The sequence below is a fragment of the Paenibacillus sp. sgz302191 genome, assembly GCF_057749925.1.
The window spans coordinates 247,070-265,748 of the sequence record NZ_JBYLHY010000007.1; the positions used below are offsets into that span (position 1 = coordinate 247,070).

The 18,679-nt window shown below is 52.4% G+C and carries 13 protein-coding genes; 3 read left to right on the forward strand and 10 right to left on the reverse strand.

Annotation, left to right across the window (positions count from 1 at the left end; translation table 11 throughout):
• Position 1 precedes the first annotated feature (1 nt).
• Positions 2–580 carry a copper amine oxidase N-terminal domain-containing protein gene (locus tag AC3G2T_RS12865; RefSeq protein WP_488435699.1) on the reverse strand — a complete coding sequence of 193 codons (579 nt, stop codon included), beginning with the start codon at positions 578–580 and terminating at the stop codon, positions 2–4.
• 470 nt (positions 581–1,050) lie between these two features.
• Between AC3G2T_RS12865 and AC3G2T_RS12870 the strand changes: the two genes are divergently transcribed.
• The 3 genes from AC3G2T_RS12870 to AC3G2T_RS12880 all read left to right on the forward strand — a co-directional run bounded on the left by AC3G2T_RS12870 (position 1,051) and on the right by AC3G2T_RS12880 (position 3,515).
• Entirely contained in the window at positions 1,051–1,800 is a 750-nt protein-coding gene (locus AC3G2T_RS12870) for a class I SAM-dependent methyltransferase (protein ID WP_488435700.1), read from the forward strand.
• Positions 1,801–1,890: 90 nt separating this feature from the next.
• Positions 1,891–2,703, forward strand: coding sequence for an ankyrin repeat domain-containing protein (locus AC3G2T_RS12875; RefSeq protein ID WP_488435701.1), 813 nt, complete (start codon positions 1,891–1,893; stop codon positions 2,701–2,703).
• A gap of 26 nt (positions 2,704–2,729) precedes the next feature.
• Complete coding sequence (locus tag AC3G2T_RS12880; protein WP_488435702.1) at positions 2,730–3,515, forward strand: class I SAM-dependent methyltransferase; 786 nt, start codon at positions 2,730–2,732, stop codon at positions 3,513–3,515.
• Positions 3,516–4,307: 792 nt separating this feature from the next.
• Here AC3G2T_RS12880 and AC3G2T_RS12885 read toward each other — a convergent pair.
• The 9 genes from AC3G2T_RS12885 to AC3G2T_RS12925 form a co-directional block, all read right to left on the reverse strand.
• Entirely contained in the window at positions 4,308–7,787 is a 3,480-nt protein-coding gene (locus tag AC3G2T_RS12885) for an endo-1,4-beta-xylanase (protein ID WP_488435703.1), read from the reverse strand.
• Between the two features lie 1,192 nt (positions 7,788–8,979).
• Positions 8,980–9,894, reverse strand: a complete 915-nt coding sequence (locus tag AC3G2T_RS12890) for a carbohydrate ABC transporter permease (RefSeq protein ID WP_488435704.1) — start codon at positions 9,892–9,894, stop codon at positions 8,980–8,982.
• A 19-nt stretch (positions 9,895–9,913) separates the two neighbouring features.
• Positions 9,914–10,822 (reverse strand): ABC transporter permease, encoded by a 909-nt coding sequence (locus tag AC3G2T_RS12895; protein ID WP_488435767.1) that lies wholly within the window; start codon positions 10,820–10,822, stop codon positions 9,914–9,916.
• Positions 10,823–11,010: 188 nt separating this feature from the next.
• A complete protein-coding gene (locus AC3G2T_RS12900; RefSeq protein ID WP_488435705.1) occupies positions 11,011–12,696 on the reverse strand; it encodes a type 2 periplasmic-binding domain-containing protein in 1,686 nt (561 codons plus the stop codon).
• A gap of 160 nt (positions 12,697–12,856) precedes the next feature.
• Positions 12,857–14,401: a response regulator gene (locus AC3G2T_RS12905; RefSeq protein ID WP_488435706.1), complete on the reverse strand. Its 1,545-nt coding sequence runs from the start codon at positions 14,399–14,401 to the stop codon at positions 12,857–12,859.
• A 20-nt stretch (positions 14,402–14,421) separates the two neighbouring features.
• On the reverse strand, positions 14,422–16,215 hold the full coding sequence (locus AC3G2T_RS12910; protein ID WP_488435707.1) for a sensor histidine kinase: 1,794 nt from the start codon (positions 16,213–16,215) through the stop codon (positions 14,422–14,424).
• Entirely contained in the window at positions 16,212–17,768 is a 1,557-nt protein-coding gene (locus AC3G2T_RS12915) for a response regulator transcription factor (RefSeq protein ID WP_488435768.1), read from the reverse strand. The genes AC3G2T_RS12910 and AC3G2T_RS12915 overlap by 4 nt, the downstream gene beginning before the upstream one ends.
• Positions 17,769–17,908: 140 nt before the next feature.
• Entirely contained in the window at positions 17,909–18,268 is a 360-nt protein-coding gene (locus AC3G2T_RS12920; protein WP_488435708.1) for an ABC transporter permease subunit, read from the reverse strand.
• A 59-nt stretch (positions 18,269–18,327) separates the two neighbouring features.
• Positions 18,328–18,603 carry a hypothetical protein gene (locus AC3G2T_RS12925; protein WP_488435709.1) on the reverse strand — a complete coding sequence of 92 codons (276 nt, stop codon included), beginning with the start codon at positions 18,601–18,603 and terminating at the stop codon, positions 18,328–18,330.
• Positions 18,604–18,679 lie beyond the last annotated feature (76 nt).

The window sequence follows — 18,679 nt, forward strand, 5'->3', positions numbered from 1 at the left end:
TTCAGACTGTCGAGAAACCTCGGCGGTTATTTTTATTTCTCATCGGGAATGTAGAAGCGGTCACTCCCAGCCTGGATTTTCTTGGGGTTCTCGACACCCGCGTCACCATTTTTGTAATGCCCAGACTCTTCAGCAAGTCACTGGTAATCACCGTAATTTCCCTGTTTACCGGATCCCAATGGACAATAGCGTCCGATGACTCCCCGATAAAACGCAGCGGCACCATGGTGCTGCCGTTCATAATTTGTGCGCTTTGGCTCAACTCGACTTTTTTGCCGTTAACAGTCGCCTCCAGGTCGCCAATGTGAAGAGAGAGTGTTAGACCTGACTTCGACCCGGTCACAAACCTGTTGGCTTCATCCCATTTCACTTCCATACCCATCGCTTCGAAAAGCGGCCGAAACTGGACAAGGGTTGTACCGTTTATGATCTGCGGTTCAATTTGGAACGAGATTTGTTTCGTATCGACGAATACTTTCAAGGGCTTCTGGTCGGCTGCTGATGCTGTTATACCGGGTAACATTCCCAATAGACAGACGATAAGCAATGTCGTGACAAACATAGATCGGTACCATGGCATGTGTAAAGCCTCCTTGAATCTTGTTTTTAACACACATAAGGTTATCTAACTTTCCTAAGTTTTCCAAGGGGCTAAAGTAGCTTTTTCTGCTTACTTACATGACCCAAAACGATTCCTGCGATCAAAAAAAAACACGAACTGCACCGTGATCAAAAATCTTGCTTGTCATTAACATTAGAACTATAATTGGAATAACTTTCAAAATGAGGTGAATTGGATGACAATCCGTTTCGTTCGAGGTATTTAGTTTTCGGGCTGGGAAAAAACGCGTACCAGCCATCAAGGGGGGGACTCTGCCCTTTTGATTACAGTGAAACTAAACTTTGAACGGTGTCGGCTGTCATCCTTGGATAAAGCCAAGGGATACCAAGAGTTGTCTGAATAACAGGACTGATGAACTGCCATCGGCTCCTATTCAGCAATTCTAAATCCTCTGGCTTTTATTATCTCATTGGAAGGATTGAAAATTAATGAACGAGCTGGAATATAAAAATTTTTACGACCGCGTTGGACAATTAAACGGATGGGACTTTAGTAAAGTTAGCAGCATATCTGAAGGCGCAAAATGGGTTTTTTTTCACGAAGTTTCCCGAAGGTGCAAGAAATCAGACATATTGTTGGATATAGGTACTGGCGGCGGGGAAGCTTTGTTATCAATTGCTGAGGCTGCTTTACTGCTAGTGGGAATTGACAGTTCAGTTGGAATGATTGAGTCCGCAGGTGTTAACTTGAACAGCTCAAGGACATCAAATGTGCGTATTTTGCAAATGGATGCTGAGAAAATCAATTTCCCAGAGAGCTTTTTTAATGTTGTATCTTCTCGTCACGCACCATTTTATGCGGAAGAAGTAGCCAAAGTCTTAGCACATGACGGCATATTCCTTACGCAGCAAGTTAGCGAAGAGGATAAAATTAACATGAAACAGGCTTTTGGCCGAGGGCAGTCATTTGGTATTCAGGATGGAACGTTACAGAATAAATATATTACAGAATTAAGCGAAGCAGGATTTAAGAATATTCAAACATTTGAGTACGACTCAACGGAGTATTACCGATCTTACGAAGATTTAATATTCTTGTTGAAGCACACTCCAATAATTCCGAACTTTGGACAATTCGAGAATGACTTTGTTGTATTAGAAAAATTTATTGAACAAAACCAAACAGAAAAGGGCTTAATGACCAATTCTAAACGTTTTTTGATAATTGCAAGAAAATGAAGTGAATCGCAGGAAAGCGATGCTAATGCGTTTAACCTTTTTGCTTCGGGAAATTACCTAACGGAGAACGGTAGTTAAAGGATGATTAAAATGACAAAAATATTTGAAGAAACTTTACATTCCGCTTGTTACAATCAAAATAAAGAATTGGTTCAAAAACTTTTGATTAACGTTAAGCCTACTATACTCAACAAAAAACTAACTGACTATTCAAATCCAATCCAAGGGACGCCGTTACAAATTTGCTGCAAAAACGGAAATCTGGATATCGTAAAACTTTTAGTTGAAGCAGGAGCAGACAAGGAAATTAAAGATGTTGGGAGACAATCGCCTTTATCAATTGCTATTACTAACAACCACTACCATATCACCAAATATTTAATTGAAGTTGGAGCAGACGTCCATTCTAAAGGTCCTAACAATCTTCAACCGATTCATTTTGCATGTGCTCACGGAAGCAGGGAGATCATTGAACTGCTATTATCCAAGGGTGCAGATATAAATCAGGTAGACGGTCTAAAAAGCTCTCTGCTTGATTTTACAACGAATCTTGATGGGGGGAATTTAGAAGCGGCTAAAACGCTGGTGGAAAATGGAATAGATAAAAAGTATTTCTCAGCAGCGTTTAAGTGGGCTTGTTGGAGAAATAATCTCAAAATTGCTGAATACCTATTAGCAAATGGAGCGGATTATAGAAGTGAGACAACCCCTAAATCAGAGCTGCTGTTTTGGATTTGCGGTTTAGGATATACGGAGATAGTCCAACTATTATTAGAACTGGGCGTTGACTTTAAAACACACGTGAAATTTAAAGGTAAAATATCGTCTTATAATGGAAGCCCTTTGGACAGAGCTATTGAAATCAATCAAATCGAAATCGTAAATCTGATTAATTCTAATTAGAAATTGAATGAAAAGGACGGTGTCGAATGACAATGGAAAAGAAGGCGACCTTTAACGAAGTGGCGGAGCTGTATGATCAAGCGCGCAACCGGTATCCCGGGGAACTTTTCGACGAGCTGTTTCGTTTAACCGGATGCTCCTCCGCATCCCATGTGCTGGAGATCGGGGCCGGAACCGGCATTGCGACGCTTCCGCTAGCCGAACGCGGCTGCCGCATTACGGCTATCGAGCTGGGTGCCGATATGGCGCGGGTAGCCCGCAACAAGCTGGCCCCGTTCGATAGGGTCGATATTCAGACAACCGCTTTCGAAGAGTGGGAGCCTCCGGCCGGGGCGCAGTACGACCTGGTCCTGGCGGCCACGGCGTTCCATTGGATCGATCCGGCCGTCCGCTTTAACAAAACGTACTCCTTGCTGCGCCCCGGAGGGCATTTGGCTATTATCCGTTATAACCACGTCGCGGGGGGCGATCAGGATTTCTTCGAGCGGGTGCAGGATTGTTATGAGCGCTATAAGCCGCGGGCTACGGACAAATTCCGTCTCCCCGACATAGCGGAGTGGCAGCCCGATACGGCGGACCTGGAAGCATCGGGATTGTTCGAAAAGCCGGTGATCCGCAGCTACGTTACCGAGGAGACTTACAACCGGGAGCCATACATCGAGCTGCTGTCCACTTATTCGGATCACCGGACCATGTCGGAACACGACCGGGAGCAGCTGTTTCAATGCATCCGCCTTTTAATCGACGGCGAATTTGGCGGACAAGTCCGCAAACGGTACTTGAATGAGCTCATACTGGCGCGCAGGCGCTAACCAAAAGGGGCGGGCCGAGGCAAAAATGTTTCGTTTGCCGCCAAAGACGGTGCAGCCCGTTCGTTGAGCGGTTGACGGCCGCAAGCCTGTAAAGACCGTAAAGCCTGCATAGACCGCAAAAGTCAGGTTGTTGAGAAACCTACATGGGTGAGACGCATCTCTATGAACGCTTAGAAAGACTACGAAAATCAGACTGTTGATAAAGTGACCGGGTAAAGGAACCGTAAGGGTTGTGGGCCAAGCCTCCCCAACACGGGTTGCTACGATGAAATGGGGAGACAAGGCGGCTTGGAAGGGGGAAAACCTGCGAAAGTGCAGGTTTTTTCTATGAAATCGGCTCATTTTGGCGAAAAGCCTGCGATTGTGCAGGAATTTGCGATCAAAATGAGCCAGGGCCCATGTTTGCGGCGAAAAGCCTGCACATTTGCAGGAATTTGTCGTGGGCAGCGTATTCATCGAGCAAAAGCTGCACTTTTGCAGGCTTTCTTCGCGCTGCGAGACAGATTATGCTGTCGGTCCGGCTTGCAGTCGTGGAAAGTTTCTCTTCCCCAGTTTCATCCGCCTGTTTCCGGCATGTTCATTGCCTGTTTCGCTTTGCGCGAACCGCGATACCCTCATTGCACTTTATGTCCAAACAACCAAAAAGCCCTCAGAACCTTCCGGGAGCTTTTTGGTTCACTTTTCTCACTATCCAGCAATACTTATCGTACCATCCCCCCCCCTCGCAACGTCTCTGGGAGAAACTACTTCAATCGGCACCCCCAAGTCAGGGTGACTCGGGGGGCAGCCTGCTTACTTATGGAGCAGCAGCTTCGCATTCCGCAAAAGCTCGTCTGCCGCCGCCGCTTTGATATGTTTGCCTTTCTGCGCCTTCACCTCGTTGATAAACGGCTCCACTTTGCCTTTTTCCAGCTTTTTCAGCAGGCTGTTCGCGGTCCCGCGGTTGTTGATCGAACCGTCTTTTGCGTATTGATTGACAAGCTTTTGCAGGTAAGCGACCGTTACCGGTTCCGCGATCAGCTGCACGGTGCCGAAGCCGGAGGTATCGCGGTACGAGTTGCCGGAAGGGTCGGACCAGATAGCGACGCTGTCCCGTTTGCCGCTGCCGGTTTGATCGTTGTTCACCTGCAGGTCGAAGCCAAGCAGCGTCCCGATCTTAGGTGTGACCGCCGAGAGCGGGATGGCCGCCTCCACGATATAGCCGTGGTCGGTCAGCTTCGTCGCCGATTTGAAACGCGCTTTGTCTCCGTTTTCCGAAAACGACGCCTCATTGTCAAAATTCACTCTGTACTGGGCATCGTCCGTTTCGTAGTAGGAGCTTTGATGCTTGTTCTGATCGATAAAAAGCTCCACCGAGTCCTGCTCGTAAGCGTTGCTGCTCTTTTTGCTTAGCAGGCTGTCGGTGACATCCGCGAGTACGTACAGGTAGTTTTCGTCCCAAGCCGTCTTAAAGACAGCCGTCGAGCCTGAGGTGCCCTGCACCCATACATCCGTGCCGGCGGTTTGCGCACGGCTCCAAAGCTCGTCAACGGTGCCGTCGATCACCGGCGTGCCATAAATGGCATCCATCATTTTCGCGGGGTTGCCCAGGACTACATCTCCGAACTTGGACGGATCGGTGTTCTGGTGATTCGTGAAATCGTTCCACACCGCGGAGGAAACGACAGTTCCCCCGCCCTGGTCATCGTTCACGCGGAAATCGATGCCCAGCTTGCCGCCTGCAGCCAGCGCAGCACCGGCTTGGCTGAGCGGGATCACCGCTTGCACGGCGTAACCGTCAGCGGTCTGCGTAACGATGCGCTGAATGCCCGCCGCCGACCCGGAACCGTTGCAGCCGATCGTATAGTGCAGATCGTCGGGCATATACGAGCTCGATTTATCGTAATTCGGATCGATAAAAATTTCTACGCTGTCATTGCCGCTGCGCGTACTGTCCTTCACTTCCAGCAAAACGTACAAATGGGAGGCATCCCACATCGTTCTCGCTTCTGCCGTCGCTCCGTTCTGGCCGCTTACCCGCGTTTCGACCTTCGTAGGCTTCAGGGCTTTCCACATTTTATCCGGGGTGGCGCCGATTACCGGCGTTCCTTGGGCTGCCTGCATGACGTTCCGGTAAACCGGGAGCTTCGAAGGATCGACAATTCCCCAAAATGCCGGCTTCGCCTGCAGCTGCCTGTCAAACAGCAGAGGAGCGTCCTTGCGCCCTTTGACCGGGAAATTATCCAGCCACGTTCCGTCGTCGGCCATTCCCCAGATCGTGACCGAATCCAGATATCCCTTTTGCGCTTCCTGTTTGTACATTTCGAACAGCTCGCGGTACCGCCGGGCCTGCTCCAGCAAAATGGCGTCCGTTACCGGCTTCTCGCTCTCGGTTGAATTCGCATAGATCGACATGTCGAGCTCGGTCGACTGAACCTTCACTCCGAGAGCCCCGATCTTCTCGATGGCGCTGCGCATCTGCTCGATGCTGGGGGCGGCGTTCGAAATGTGCATTTGGAAGCCGACCGCATGCACCGGAATGCCTTTGGCAAGCATTCTCTTCACTAGTGCAACCATGCCGTCCAGCTTGGCATTCGAGCTTTCCAGATTGTAATCGTTGATGACAAGCTTGGCATCCGGATCGGCTTCATGCGCGTATTTGAAAGCGAGCTCGATATAATCGCTGTCGTAACCGTCGCCGTCCACATCGCCGATAATGCTTTTCCACTTGGAGCCGTTATCCGTCCCGCGCAGGCTTCCGTCCTCAGACAATACTTCGTTGGCTACGTCCCAGTACTGGATTTTTCCTTTATAACGGCCTACCACCGTCTTGATGTGCGTTTCCAGTCTGGCAAGCAGCTGCGCTCTCGTCGCCGGCTTGCTCGGATCGGCCGGGTCCGTGAAAAACCAAGCGGGAATCTGGCTGTGCCATACAAGCGTGTGTCCTCTCACAAGCATGCCGTTCGCTTGGGCAAACTGCACCAGCTTATCGGCGTTCGTCCAGACGAACTGCCCTTCGACCGGCTGGATGGCGTCCGGCTTCATAAAATTGCCCGCCGTCAAGCTTTTGAAATGTTTCTTGATCAGTTCAGAATGAATGTCCGAAGCGTTCAACACATCGGCGGGATCGATGGCGGTTCCGATCGGAAAATACGGATCAAGCACCGAATGCAGATCCGGGATATCCCGCTGGATATCGATGGAAGCAGCTTCGGTTACGGTCACATCGTCGATGTAAAAAGCAATCAGATCATTTGGCGTCGTTTGATCGTCCGGCTTCCAGGGGGTCTCCGCATACAGCTTGATATCCGTCAGCGTCGGGTCAGCGGGAATTGTGATATCTCCCTCGATCCGCTTCCATTCCCCTTTGTTCAAAACAACCGTTGCAAAGGTTTCGTATTTGCGGCTGGCCGCATCATGATTGAACTCTTTTTCGGTCGATGCGGATATGCCCTGCGAAGCCGGCCCGTCCTTATACATCGCCCATATCGATAAATGATACGTTTTGCCCGGCTTTACGGCGCTGAACAAGCTGGCGGACGGCCCGTTAAACGTTGCGGTTCTGCCCGATGTCAGCAGGCTGTAGCTGCCGCCGTGCTTCTCGCTATTGACAACGGTCAGCGCTTCGCCGGCCCGCGGGCTCCATGTTCCCTTCGTGCCATCCTCGAAATCCGCGGCAAAAACGACACTTCCGCTTCCCGACGCGCTCACGGGCACGATTGCAATATCATCGAGATAAAAGCCGATGAGATCGTCCGCCGTCGGCGCTGTTTTCCAAGCCGTTTCAACGTACGCGGAAATCCGGTTCATATCGGTGTCGACCGGAACGGTGTAATCGGCCTCCAGCTTCGTCCAGACCCCTTTGGACGCTTTGGCCTGCGCCGCATTGTCATATTGGGCGCTTTTCCCGGAGCTTGACGTAAAGCCTCTTTCAAAAGAAAGCGAAAACGTCTGCTCCGCAGGCCCGCTATTAAACATGACCCAGGCAGACACGTGCACCTTCTGGCCTGAGCCCAGGCTGCCCGTCAGGTCGTGGCTCGCCCCGTGCCATGTCGCCTGGCGATTGTCGACTCGAAGGCTGGAAGCGCCTCCATGTTTTTCGGCGGAATCCAGGGTCAGGGAAACGCTTCCCCTAGGGGACCAGCCCTGCGTCGTTCCATCCTCGAAGTCGGAGCTCAGCAGCGAATCCGGCGTACCGGCGGCGACCGCCACCTTGCCTTGCGGCATCACGGCCGACAGCAGCAATACAAACGAAAGGATGATTCCGGTCAAAGCCTGCAGTACTCTTTTCACGTAATTTCACAACTCCTTTAAATGTAGTGAGATAAATCTTTTCCACAAATGACCGGCCGGGGCGGGTTCAGCAGCAGGTTGATCCGCCGATTGGAATGCTGGCCTGCAAGTTAATTCATCTGACCCGACCTAGGCGAAAAAGGTGATCAGCCCGGCGCACTTCGACGTGTGGAGATTGGCAGGCTGGCGGGCGGCTGCCCAAAAAACTTGCCGCCAAGCCACGGCATGGGGGCTAGCGCGCGAAAAACCTGCAATTGTGCTCCCTCCAATTCCCCCTCCCCGTCACTTTTTCAACTTGTTGCAGGTTTTCTGCGCGTTATCTGCCTGCTGGCTGCGCGAAAAAACCTGCAATAATACATCCTTTTGCTCGTCGACACGCCGGCCAAGGATAAATTCCTGCAATTGTGCAGGCTTTTCGCCATGCACATGGGCACAGGTTCATTTTTAACGAAAATTCCTGCACTTTCGCAGGCTTTTCGCCAAAATGAACCATTTGTACGGAGAAAACCTGCACTTTTGCAGGTTTTCTCTCTGCCAGCCCGCATCGCGCCTCCCCCCGCTATGCAGCACTGCTGCCCGCGCGGGAGAGGCGCGCGTCGGGAAAGATCGCGGTTGTGCCGCGTGGCGCCTTTGCGCAGTTGCGCTGCCGCCCGCTCTGGAGCAGCCGCGTCACCGTGGCGCCTTTGCGCAGCTGCGCTGCCGTCCGCCCTGGAGCAGCAGCGTCACCGTGGCGCCTTTGCGCAGCTGCGCTGCCGTACGCTCTGGAGCAGCAGCGTCACCGTGGCGCCTTTGCGCAGCTGCGCTGCCGTCCGCCCTGGAGCAGCCGCGTTACCGTGGCGCCTTTGCGCAGCTGCGCTGCCGTCCGCCCTGGCGCGGCCGCGTCGCCGACGGCCGCGCCAGCTTCGCGCCTTTGGGCGGCTTCGGCGCACGCCAAACACACGGGATACCCTCCCGGTTATCCCGGAATGCTCCCCCGACGCGCACCTCTCCAACGTGCGGCGCCGCAAGAAAAGCCCCGGTCGCAAAGGCCGGGGCTGCTTCCGGTAGCTGCACTTTCACGGAGCCACGCCTTCACAGGTTCACGCTTTCGCGAATTCACGCCTCCGCGGGCTCACACTTTGACGGGCTCACCCCTTCACGAAGCCACGCTCCCACATATTCCCCCCCTTCACGGAGTCACACTTTCACACGTTCACTCCTTCACGCTGCCTACATGCAAGCCGACTACGAAGTATTTTTGCAGGAACGGGTACACGAACAAAATCGGAGCGGCGGCTACAATCGTGATCGCGGCCCGGATCGATACCGGCGTCACCATGCCGCTTGCCGTATCTTTGGTCATTCCGGCTCCGTTGACCAGGTTCGGATCGCTGTTCGAATTCAGCGTCGATGCGAGCAGCTTCATCAGCTCGTATTGAAGCGTGCTCAGATTCTGCTGCGAGGACGCGTACAAAAACGTATCGAACCATGTGTTCCACGAACCTACGGCCACGAACAGGGCGATGGTGGCGAGCACCGGCTTGCAGAGCGGGAAAATGATTTGCATGAAAATCCGGAAGTCGCCCGCTCCGTCCATTTTCGCCGATTCCACTAGACTGTCCGGCAAAGTGCCCATGTAGGTGCGAATGACAATCAGGTTAAACGCGCTGATCATGGACGGCAAAATGTACACCCAGAAGCTGTTCAGCAAGCCAAGACCTTTGATCAGAAAGTAGCCCGGAATCAGCCCTGCGTTGAAATACATCGTCAGCACGAAAACCAGCGTGATCGGCTTGCGCCAAATGTACTCCTTACGGCTGAGCGCATAGGCCAGCATGGTCGTCAGAAAAATGTTGAGCGCGGTAGACAGAATCGTTCTGGACACCGAGATGAGAAATGCGTGATAAACGGTGCCGCTGATGAAAATTGCTTTGTAATTTTGCAGCGTCCATACGCGGGGCCATAAATAAATGCCGCCTCTGATCGAATCCATCCCGTCATTGAGCGATACGGCGATCGTGTTTAAAAACGGATACACCGTAATGGTGACGAGCAAAATCATGAATATGGCGTTGGCCGTATTAAACAAAACGGGCTCAATGCTGCCTGGCCTTCCTGGTCTCACCATGACGGCCCCTCCTTAAACTTTATAAAAGCCGCTCTTCTCCCAAACGCTTGGCGATCCAGTTGGCCATCAGCAGCAGGGTGACGCTGACAACCGTTTTGAACATGCCCCCGGCGGTCGCCATCGAATAGTTAAACTGGGAGATGCCGTATTTCAGCACAAAAATGTCGATCGTTTCCGACCAGTCCGCAACCAGGCCGTTGCCAAGCAAGTATTGGATTTCGAAGCCTGCGTCCAAAATATGGCCGATAGACATGATCAGCAAAATGACGAATGTCGCTTTAATGCCGGGCAGCGTGATGTACAGCATCTTCTGGTAGCGGTTGGCACCGTCCATATCGGCCGCTTCGTAGAGCGACGGGTCGATCGAAGCGATGGCCGCCAGGTAGATGATCGTGTTCCAACCCATTTCCTTCCACACGTTGGAAGCGCCGACGATGCCCCAGAAATATTTGCCCTCGCTCAGCCACAAAACCGGCTCATCGACGATATGCAGCTTGAGCAGCACGGTATTGACGATGCCGTCGTTAATCGACAGCGAAGTCGCTACGATGCCTGCGGCAATGACCCACGACAAAAAGTGCGGCAAATATGAAATCGTCTGCACCACCCGCTTCATCAACATGTTCTTGATTTCATTGAGCAGCAGCGCCAGAACAATCGCGCTGAAGAAACCGAGAACCAGATTGATCAGGCTCATCCCGATCGTATTGCGCATGACCCGCAGGAACGTATCGTCCGTAAACAGGAATTTGAAATGTTTCAATCCGACCCATTCCTGATTGAAGATGCTTTTGGCCGGCTTGTAATTTTGAAAAGCCATCAGCCAGCCCCAGACCGGAACATACGCAAAGATGATGACATAGATCAGGAGCGGCACCGACATAAAAATAAGCTGCTTTTGACTTTTGATCGTTGTCCAGTCGAACATGCCTTTTCCGGCTTTCCGGGCAGCAGATTCTCTCTCTGCGGCCCGGCTCGTTAGTGTCTCAGCCATATGGTTCTCCTCACTCCATCCTTCTCTCCAATTGCCGCCTGCAGGTTAAGCATTTCTTGCACCGCGCGTTTCTCCCGGCACCCGGTGCTTCGCTGCATGACGGCGATCGGTCGACCTTCCTTTTACTTGCTCCAGTTTTTAAGCCTCCACTGGATTTGCTCGTTGATCCGGTCCTCGTAAGCCTTCGGATTCGCCTTGGCGATCTGTGCGACGTATTCGTCCCAGACGGCGTCGAACTGATCCGGCTTCGACAATACGGCCTTCGGCAAATACTTGGTTGACAGGTCGTCTATCTTGGTGTTGGCGATTTTGGCCGGCGAGCCATCGACCAGATTGATCGTCCAGGCCGGGTAAGGCACGGGATTTTCCGGCGGTTCGCTGAAAAAGTCAACATAAGTCTTGAAGCCGTACGCATTCAGCACCTCTTTGTCATAATCCTTCAAGCCCGCCAAATATTCTTCAGGCTGATTGCCGGGGGAAGCCGCGTTGCCGTCCGGGAAGCTGCCAACGGTATCGATTTTCGGCGCATATCCGAAGAAGGCGTCCGCTTTGTTGGCGAGCTTCCAGGTAGCGTCGGTGGACCTATCCCGCTGCTCCTGAGTTCTGGAAAATCTCCCTTTGGCGTCAACCTGATAATCCTCTCCCGGGATGCCCCAGATCAAAATTTTCTGCCATTCATCCGTAACTATAGTATCGAACAGCTTGATAATTTTGACCGGGTCCTTGGCCTTGACGCTGATGCCGAAGCCGTTGTTCAAATTCAGCGCCGGACGATCCAGGTAGTAGTCCTTGGTGCTTGTGTCGTATACAAGCGGCAGGCCGACGTATTCCCGCTCGTACTTTTGCTGGGTATGCAGGGCCTCCTCCGCCTTCTGGAAGTTCCAGTGCTGATCGAACATGCCCAGCACGTTGCCGGCCGAAATTTTGGCCATATACTGGTCATAGTTCTGCACGAAGGCTTCCTTGTCGAGCAGCCCCTCCTGATTCACTTCGTTCAGCTTCTTGTAATATTTCTTCGCATAATCCTTGTCGGCGAAAATGGCCGCCACATTGTCTTTCACGACAACCCCGCCGTCGTTCGGATGGCCGATCAGATGCTGAGGCGCGTTCAACAGTCCCCACTTGCGCCAGTCGCTGTTCAAAATCTCGAACCCGACAGTCGGCTTGCCTTCGATTTGCGGATATTTTTCCTTATATTTTTTGATCAAAGCAAAATATTCGTCCAGCGTTTTCACCTTCGGAAAGCCGAACTCCTTGAGAACCGCCTTTTGAATCCAGAAGGCAGGTCCTCCGTACCATGTAGTTTGCATTTTGCCGCTGATAACGCCGTAATTCGGCAGTACATAAATGTGCCCGTCTTTCGGGTCCTTCATCTTGTTCCAGTAAGGCGCATAGAGCTTCTTCAAATTCGGAGCATGTTTCTCGATCAAATCCTCAAGCGGGATATAAGCGCCCGCATCGATAAACGTCGTATTGCCGGTCAGCAGATCCGGGTAATCCCCGCCCGCCACCATGACGCCCATTTTTTGCTTGGAGTCGCCCGCCAGGAAATCGAACTTAAACGTGACGCCCAGCTTTTCCTTCATCAATTTATAAATCTTGTTGTCCGGCGTAGGCTGCTGCTGCGATTCTCCGATGTAAGCCGTCACTACGAACGGTTCTACGCCGCCGTTCTGCCCAGCCGCAGCGGACGACGATCCCGTTCCGGCCCCATTGCTTGACGAATTACTGCATCCGGCGAGCAGAGCGCCAAGCGCCAGTACCGCAATGTTCCCGGAGATGAAAGCAGATTTTACTTTTCCCCCCATACTTGCACCCCTTCAGTGGTATCGTATTACAAATCAAGGTTGTAAACCCTTTCATGTAACCCCTTTCATTATAAAAAACGAACCCCTTCGCATACAATTTCCCAATTAAAGAAATATCCTGAAAAAATATAGATCGGCTTGGAGATTTCCGGCTGCCTCTCTACTGCGAGCTTTTCCTGTAAAGATTCGGCTTCATCCCAAGCCGCTTCTCAAATTGCTTGAGGAACTTGTCGTAATTGGCATAGCCCAGCCGCTCCGCGATTTGATACGACTTCAGGTCCGTTTCCCTGAGCAGCCGCTTCGCCTCCCCGATTCTCAGGTCGTGCAAATATTCGTTGAAGCTGACCCCGTTTTTTTTGGCAAATAATTGGCCCAAGTAGACCGGATGCATGTAAAATTTCTCCGCGAGCCCCTTAATCGTCAAACTCTCGCAATAATGGCTTCTGATGAAGCTGTTGATCTCATGAACGATGCCGATCGACCGGTCGCGCTGCAGCGCCTTCAGCTCCTCCAAAGCGTCCGCGCAAAAGCCTCTGAGCAAACGGAGCATTTCAGATAGCGAAAGCGCCCTGCTTTGGAGCGCCCTTATATCGTGCTTGTGCAGCAAGCTTCCCAGGTTGCCGTCCATTTCCCTGATCAGACTTGCGCTCCTGTACACCAAATGGATGACGATCATCTTCACCATCTCCGGCACCAGCCGCTTTTCTTGAAAAGCTCGCTCGGCCGCATCGATTTCGGCGTTCATCCTGCTTTCGTCCAGGCCCTCCAGAGCGTCCAAGATGCGGTGAGCGTGCCGAGTTTCCTCAAAGTGGAAGCTGGACTCCGCATTCCCGCTCTCGCCATAGACAAGCACGCAGGGCCGCTCGCAAAAAAACTTGCCGTCCATAGCCGCCCGCGCAGTCAAAAAAGAACTGTGCAGAGCCGCCAAGCTCTGCGACGGCGAGCCCGCGGCCACAAACGAGCCCGCGGCGGCCTGCGGCAGCAGCGCCTGGAACAGCGTGTGCGCGCTCTTTTGCAGCCAGCCGCCGCTTTCCCGGCCGCTCCCGATAACGACGCAGAGCTCCGGCATGCCGAGCTCGATCAGAAACGCCGGCTGCCGCGAAGCCGCGATATGCTGCCGGACCGCCTCTTGGACGGCCCAGCGGCGCGTGTCCTCGGCCTCTATAAGCAGGCAGGCCCACTCTGCGCTCCTGCCGGACAGCTCGCGGAGCGGCTCGGGAGGGCAAGACTCATCCCCTCCTCCGTACAGGATCTCCGCAAGCTGCGCGGCCGTCTCCTCTTCGTCGGCGATGGCCCGCATTTGCCGCAGCTCCGCCTCCGCCTCCAGCTCCAGCGCGATGCCCTGCAGCAGCTCCTCAGCCTCCTCGGCGATAAGCGGCTTGAGCATATAATGGCGAACGCCGAGCTGCATCGCCCGCCGAGCGTATTCAAATTCGCCGTATCCGCTTACAACGACGAATTTCACAGGGGTCTCCTGCCTCTTTTGCACCTCGGCGATGAGGCTCAAGCCGTCCATCTCCGGCATTCGGATATCGGTTACGATCAGATCGACGCGGAGCCCTTCGAGCAGCTCCACCGCCTCCGCTCCGCTGCTGCACGACCCGCAAATTTGAAACCCGAGAGCCTGCCAGTCGAGCATCAGCCCAAGCCCTTCGAGCGCCCGCGGCTCATCATCCACCAACAGCACACTAAACAATGCGCACATGCCCCTTTCCTCTTTCGTTTTCAATGCGTGAGATGCAGCAGAGGAAGCTCGAAAAATATTTCGGTCCCCTCATTCGGCGCACTGTTGATGTGAAACCGCACCCGCTCCGCATAATAAAGCTTCAGCCGCCGGTAAACGTTGCGAAGGCCGATATTCCCGCTCACCTCCGACTCGCTGGTCATGTTGATCATCATGTTCCTGATCGTATCGCTGTCCATGCCGATGCCGTTGTCGCGAATGCTGACTTGGAGCTTGTCGGCTTTCAGCCGGATGGAGATGCGGATCAAGCCTGGGCTCTTGACCGCCTGGAGACCGTGCTTGCACGCATTTTCGACGAGCGGCTGGATGCTCATTTTCGGAATCTTGCAGGCGTAAGCCTCCTCATCCACCGCAAACTCGTAGCTGAATTTATCGCCGAAGCGGAATTTTTCGATTTTCAAATACATCTCGGTAAACAGAACCTCCTCCTCCAGCGGCACGAGGTCGTCCTTCCAGCTCAGCAGCCTCCTTAATATTTTGGACAGGCTTTTGATAATTTCCGTAATGTCGGAGTAATTGTTTTTCGTGCATACCACAAGCATCGCATTCAAGGTGTTGAATAAAAAATGCGGATTCATCTGGCTCTGCAAATAATTGAGCTCCGCGCGGATGCGTTCCAGCTCCAAGTCCTTCTTTTGGATTTCCAGCTTGTAGACATCGTTAATGAGGGAGTTGATTTTGGAGGTCATCCGGTTGAAATTGCGGATCAACTCGCCGATTTCATCCCGGCCTTCGTTCAATTCGATCAGGTCGAATTTGCCGTTATTGATCTTCTCCATGTGTCTGGACAAACGCTTGACCCTGTAGTGGTACGAACGCAGCATGACAGCCGTCAGCACGGACGTAATTAACATGCTGGCGGCGGCAAGCAGCACGATAAAGCTGCGCGATTCCTGCAGCGCATTCGCCATTCTGGCCGTGCTCGCGAGACCGACGACCCTCCAGCCGCTCATATAGGAAGCGCCGCCAAGCGGCCGTTCAAACAGCATGCTGTCGCTCGCGGCATCCGGCCGGTCGCGCTCAAAGACGGCGTACGCCTCATTTTTATCGGTCTGATACCCTTCTTTGGAGGAAATGACGATCCGGTTATTTTCATTGACCAGGTACAGCTGCATGTAGTCCTTCTCGCGCGACAGGACATCGTAAAATTTGTTCAGATTCAGATCGATTTTCAGTACTTTGGCAAACAGATTGGCATCGCCGAACGATTCCAACCGGGAAATAATGCTTAGATGCGGAACATAATAGCCGTATTTATTGGGATCGGCATCCCTGTAGGCGTATAACAGTACCTTGCCCGGGGAAGCGGCAAACCTTTTGTACCATTCGCTCCGCACGACGCTTTCGTCCAGCTTGAAGTAGCTCCCGCCGGTTTGAATGCTTTGGTTTGATGTGTACACGCTGATTTGGTCGATTTGCGTATTCACCGGCATATAGTGGGTGACCTTGTCTTTGAGCAGGCTGTTGTACGCATCGTAAAATTCCACCGGGCTTCCGTACGTCTTATCCAGAGCTTCGTACAGCATGCGATCCGTCGCCACCGCGTGATTAATGGCTACGGCTCCTTCGATCAGCCCATTCAAATCCTTCATCGCTCTGTCCAGGGAAATCTCCAAGTTTTGCAGTTCCCTGGCTTTAATGTTCTGAGAGATTCGTTCGAAGAACAAAATATTGATGACAATGATGGGAAGCAGGACGCAAAGCAAATAAATGGACATAAATTTGTAGCTGAGCGGGATGTCGTTGACTTTGTTGAAAAGATACGGATTTCTCATTCAGAAGTTTCCCTCCGCGATTGGGGCTGTTTGGCGGATTCCATACGATTCGCTGTCATATAGGAAGAAGGCAGTTCATTTGTAAGCGCTTTAAACTTTCTTGCAAAATAATCGGTATCGTGGTAGCCGATCCTGCCGGACACCTCCGATATGCTCATCGAAGGGCGTCTTAGCAGCCTTTTGGCTTCCTCAATCCGCTTGACGTGGATGTATTCGTTAAACGGCATGCCGGTCGTTTTCTTGAACAGCTGGCCCAAGTAAACCGGATTTAGCTGAAATTGCTCTGCAACCGTTTGCAATTGCAGCTTTTCATTGTAATGCTTATTGACATAGTGAATAAGCTGCGACATTTTATTGCCCGCGTTCGTCCGGCGCCATTCCTGCACATGCAGCGCGGAATAGCCGCAAAGCTCAAGCACTTGGCGCTCAAGCTGCGGCATGCTTTCCAAACGCTCGCGACTGCCCAGGGACAGCAGCTCCGGACCAAACACATGAATGTCGGCAGTCATATCCGACACCATGTTCATCAGCTCCAGCTTCAGGTTCTCTACGAACAGCTTCACCGTTTCCATGGACGTCCGCCTTTCGCCGAACTTCACAAAAAGCTCGCGAACCCGGCAGCGGATTTCCTCTGTCCGGCCATTATCGATGTCCTGAAGCAGCGGCTTCAAGTCCGAATCGCTGATGTCGACATCGCGTTCCTTGCTTTGCGCTCCTGAAGCCTGTTCATACACATCTTGGATAAACTCGATGCCGTGCCGGCTCTCGCTTGCATAAACGGCAATCGGGCTTCCCGAAAAAAGAGACGATTGGTTGGACAAAAGACCTGCGGCCACCTGCTGCGATCCCGCTTTGCCGCGGACAATCAGCGCAAGCTGCCCGATACCGTCCGCAAATAGGCCGAGCAATTGCCCCGGAAAGTGGGTCGCAAGCCAAGCTTGAACGTTATGTTTCCAGGCGCGCAGCTCACTGTCCCCGGCTTTGCTCCCCGTCTGCTTCACCACAATACAAGCAATTTCCTCCCGGTCTCCGACGCCGAGCAAACGCTTGACACAGCTGAGGGTCCTCACATCGGACTTCCCTCCCAGCATGCGCTGAATAGCGCGGTTCAACCAGAGCTCCCGCCCCCGCGAAATCCCCTCCGTCCGTTTCATCTCATCGGCAATTTCCATATGAAGCTTCAAAAGGACCTTATCGATCTCTTCTTCGTCGATCGGTTTCAAAATATAGTTGCTCACGCTGTGGCGCATGGCTATTTGAGCGAAATTAAAATCTTCGTGGCCGCTAAGGATAATAAACTTGCGAGGGGCATTCCGGAGTTGTTTGGATTGTTCGATGAGCTGCAGCCCGCCCAGGCCAGGCATTTGAATATCCGTCACGACGACATGCGGACAGCGCTTGCGGATGAAAGCCAGCGCTTCTTCGCCGTCCGTCGCTTCCCCGCAAACGCGAAATCCGCGCTTTTCCCAATCCACCATCAATTTCAGACCTTCAAGTACAAGCGGCTCATCATCAACCAGCAAAACGTCAAGCAGCGGAACCCGAACCGTCATCTTCACATTTTCCACCTTTTCGTAAAATTCCCATATTTAATCTTGCAACATACATTATAGCACAGTGCATCCGCTGCTTGACATGTGATGGATTTGCTATTTTTCGGGTTATTTGATGATGAATTTGTGATGATTTCCTCCTACCCTTTCACTGCGCCTGCGGTCATCCCGTCGATGAGAAAACGCTGCATAAATATAAACAAAATGACTATCGGGATCACTGACAACACGGATGCCGCCATAATACTGCCCCAGTCTGTCGTGTACAGCCCTTTAAAAAGGGTAATTCCCGGCGTAAGCGTCCTGTGCGCTTCATCGTTAATGAACACAAAGCCGAACAAAAACTCGTTCCAGGCGTTCACGAAGGCGAACAGTGCGGTTGCAATCAGGCTCGGGATCGATACCGGAAGGATGATGCGAAATATGATGTTCATCATAAGCAGGTACAGAGGAATGAGCAGCAGCACGCCCGGAACCATCTGCGACAACAGTATGGTCACGCTGACCGCCTTGACCCCGCGATAAGAGCTGAAGCGGCTTAGGGCATACCCGGCAAAAATCAAATCATAAGCGACAAAACCGTTGTTGTTGCGGCCACATACAAACTGTTGCTAAAAAAAGTTGCAAATTTGGATTCCAGCAGGACGCGGGAAAAATTGCCGAAGGTCGGGTGATTGATCGCAAACGTCGGTTGGCCGGTCCGCACTTCATTCAGCGGTTTCAATGCCGTATCCGCCATCCACAAAAACGGAAACAAACAGTATGCCGCAAGGATGACCAGTACCGTATAGGTCAACGCTTGAAGCCAAAGCTTTTGACTCTTGCTCATCAGCATGCCGAAACTCTCCTCCTATCTATACGGCTCTCTTTTTCTTGACTGAAAGGCTGTAATAAGCAAGGAACGCGACCAT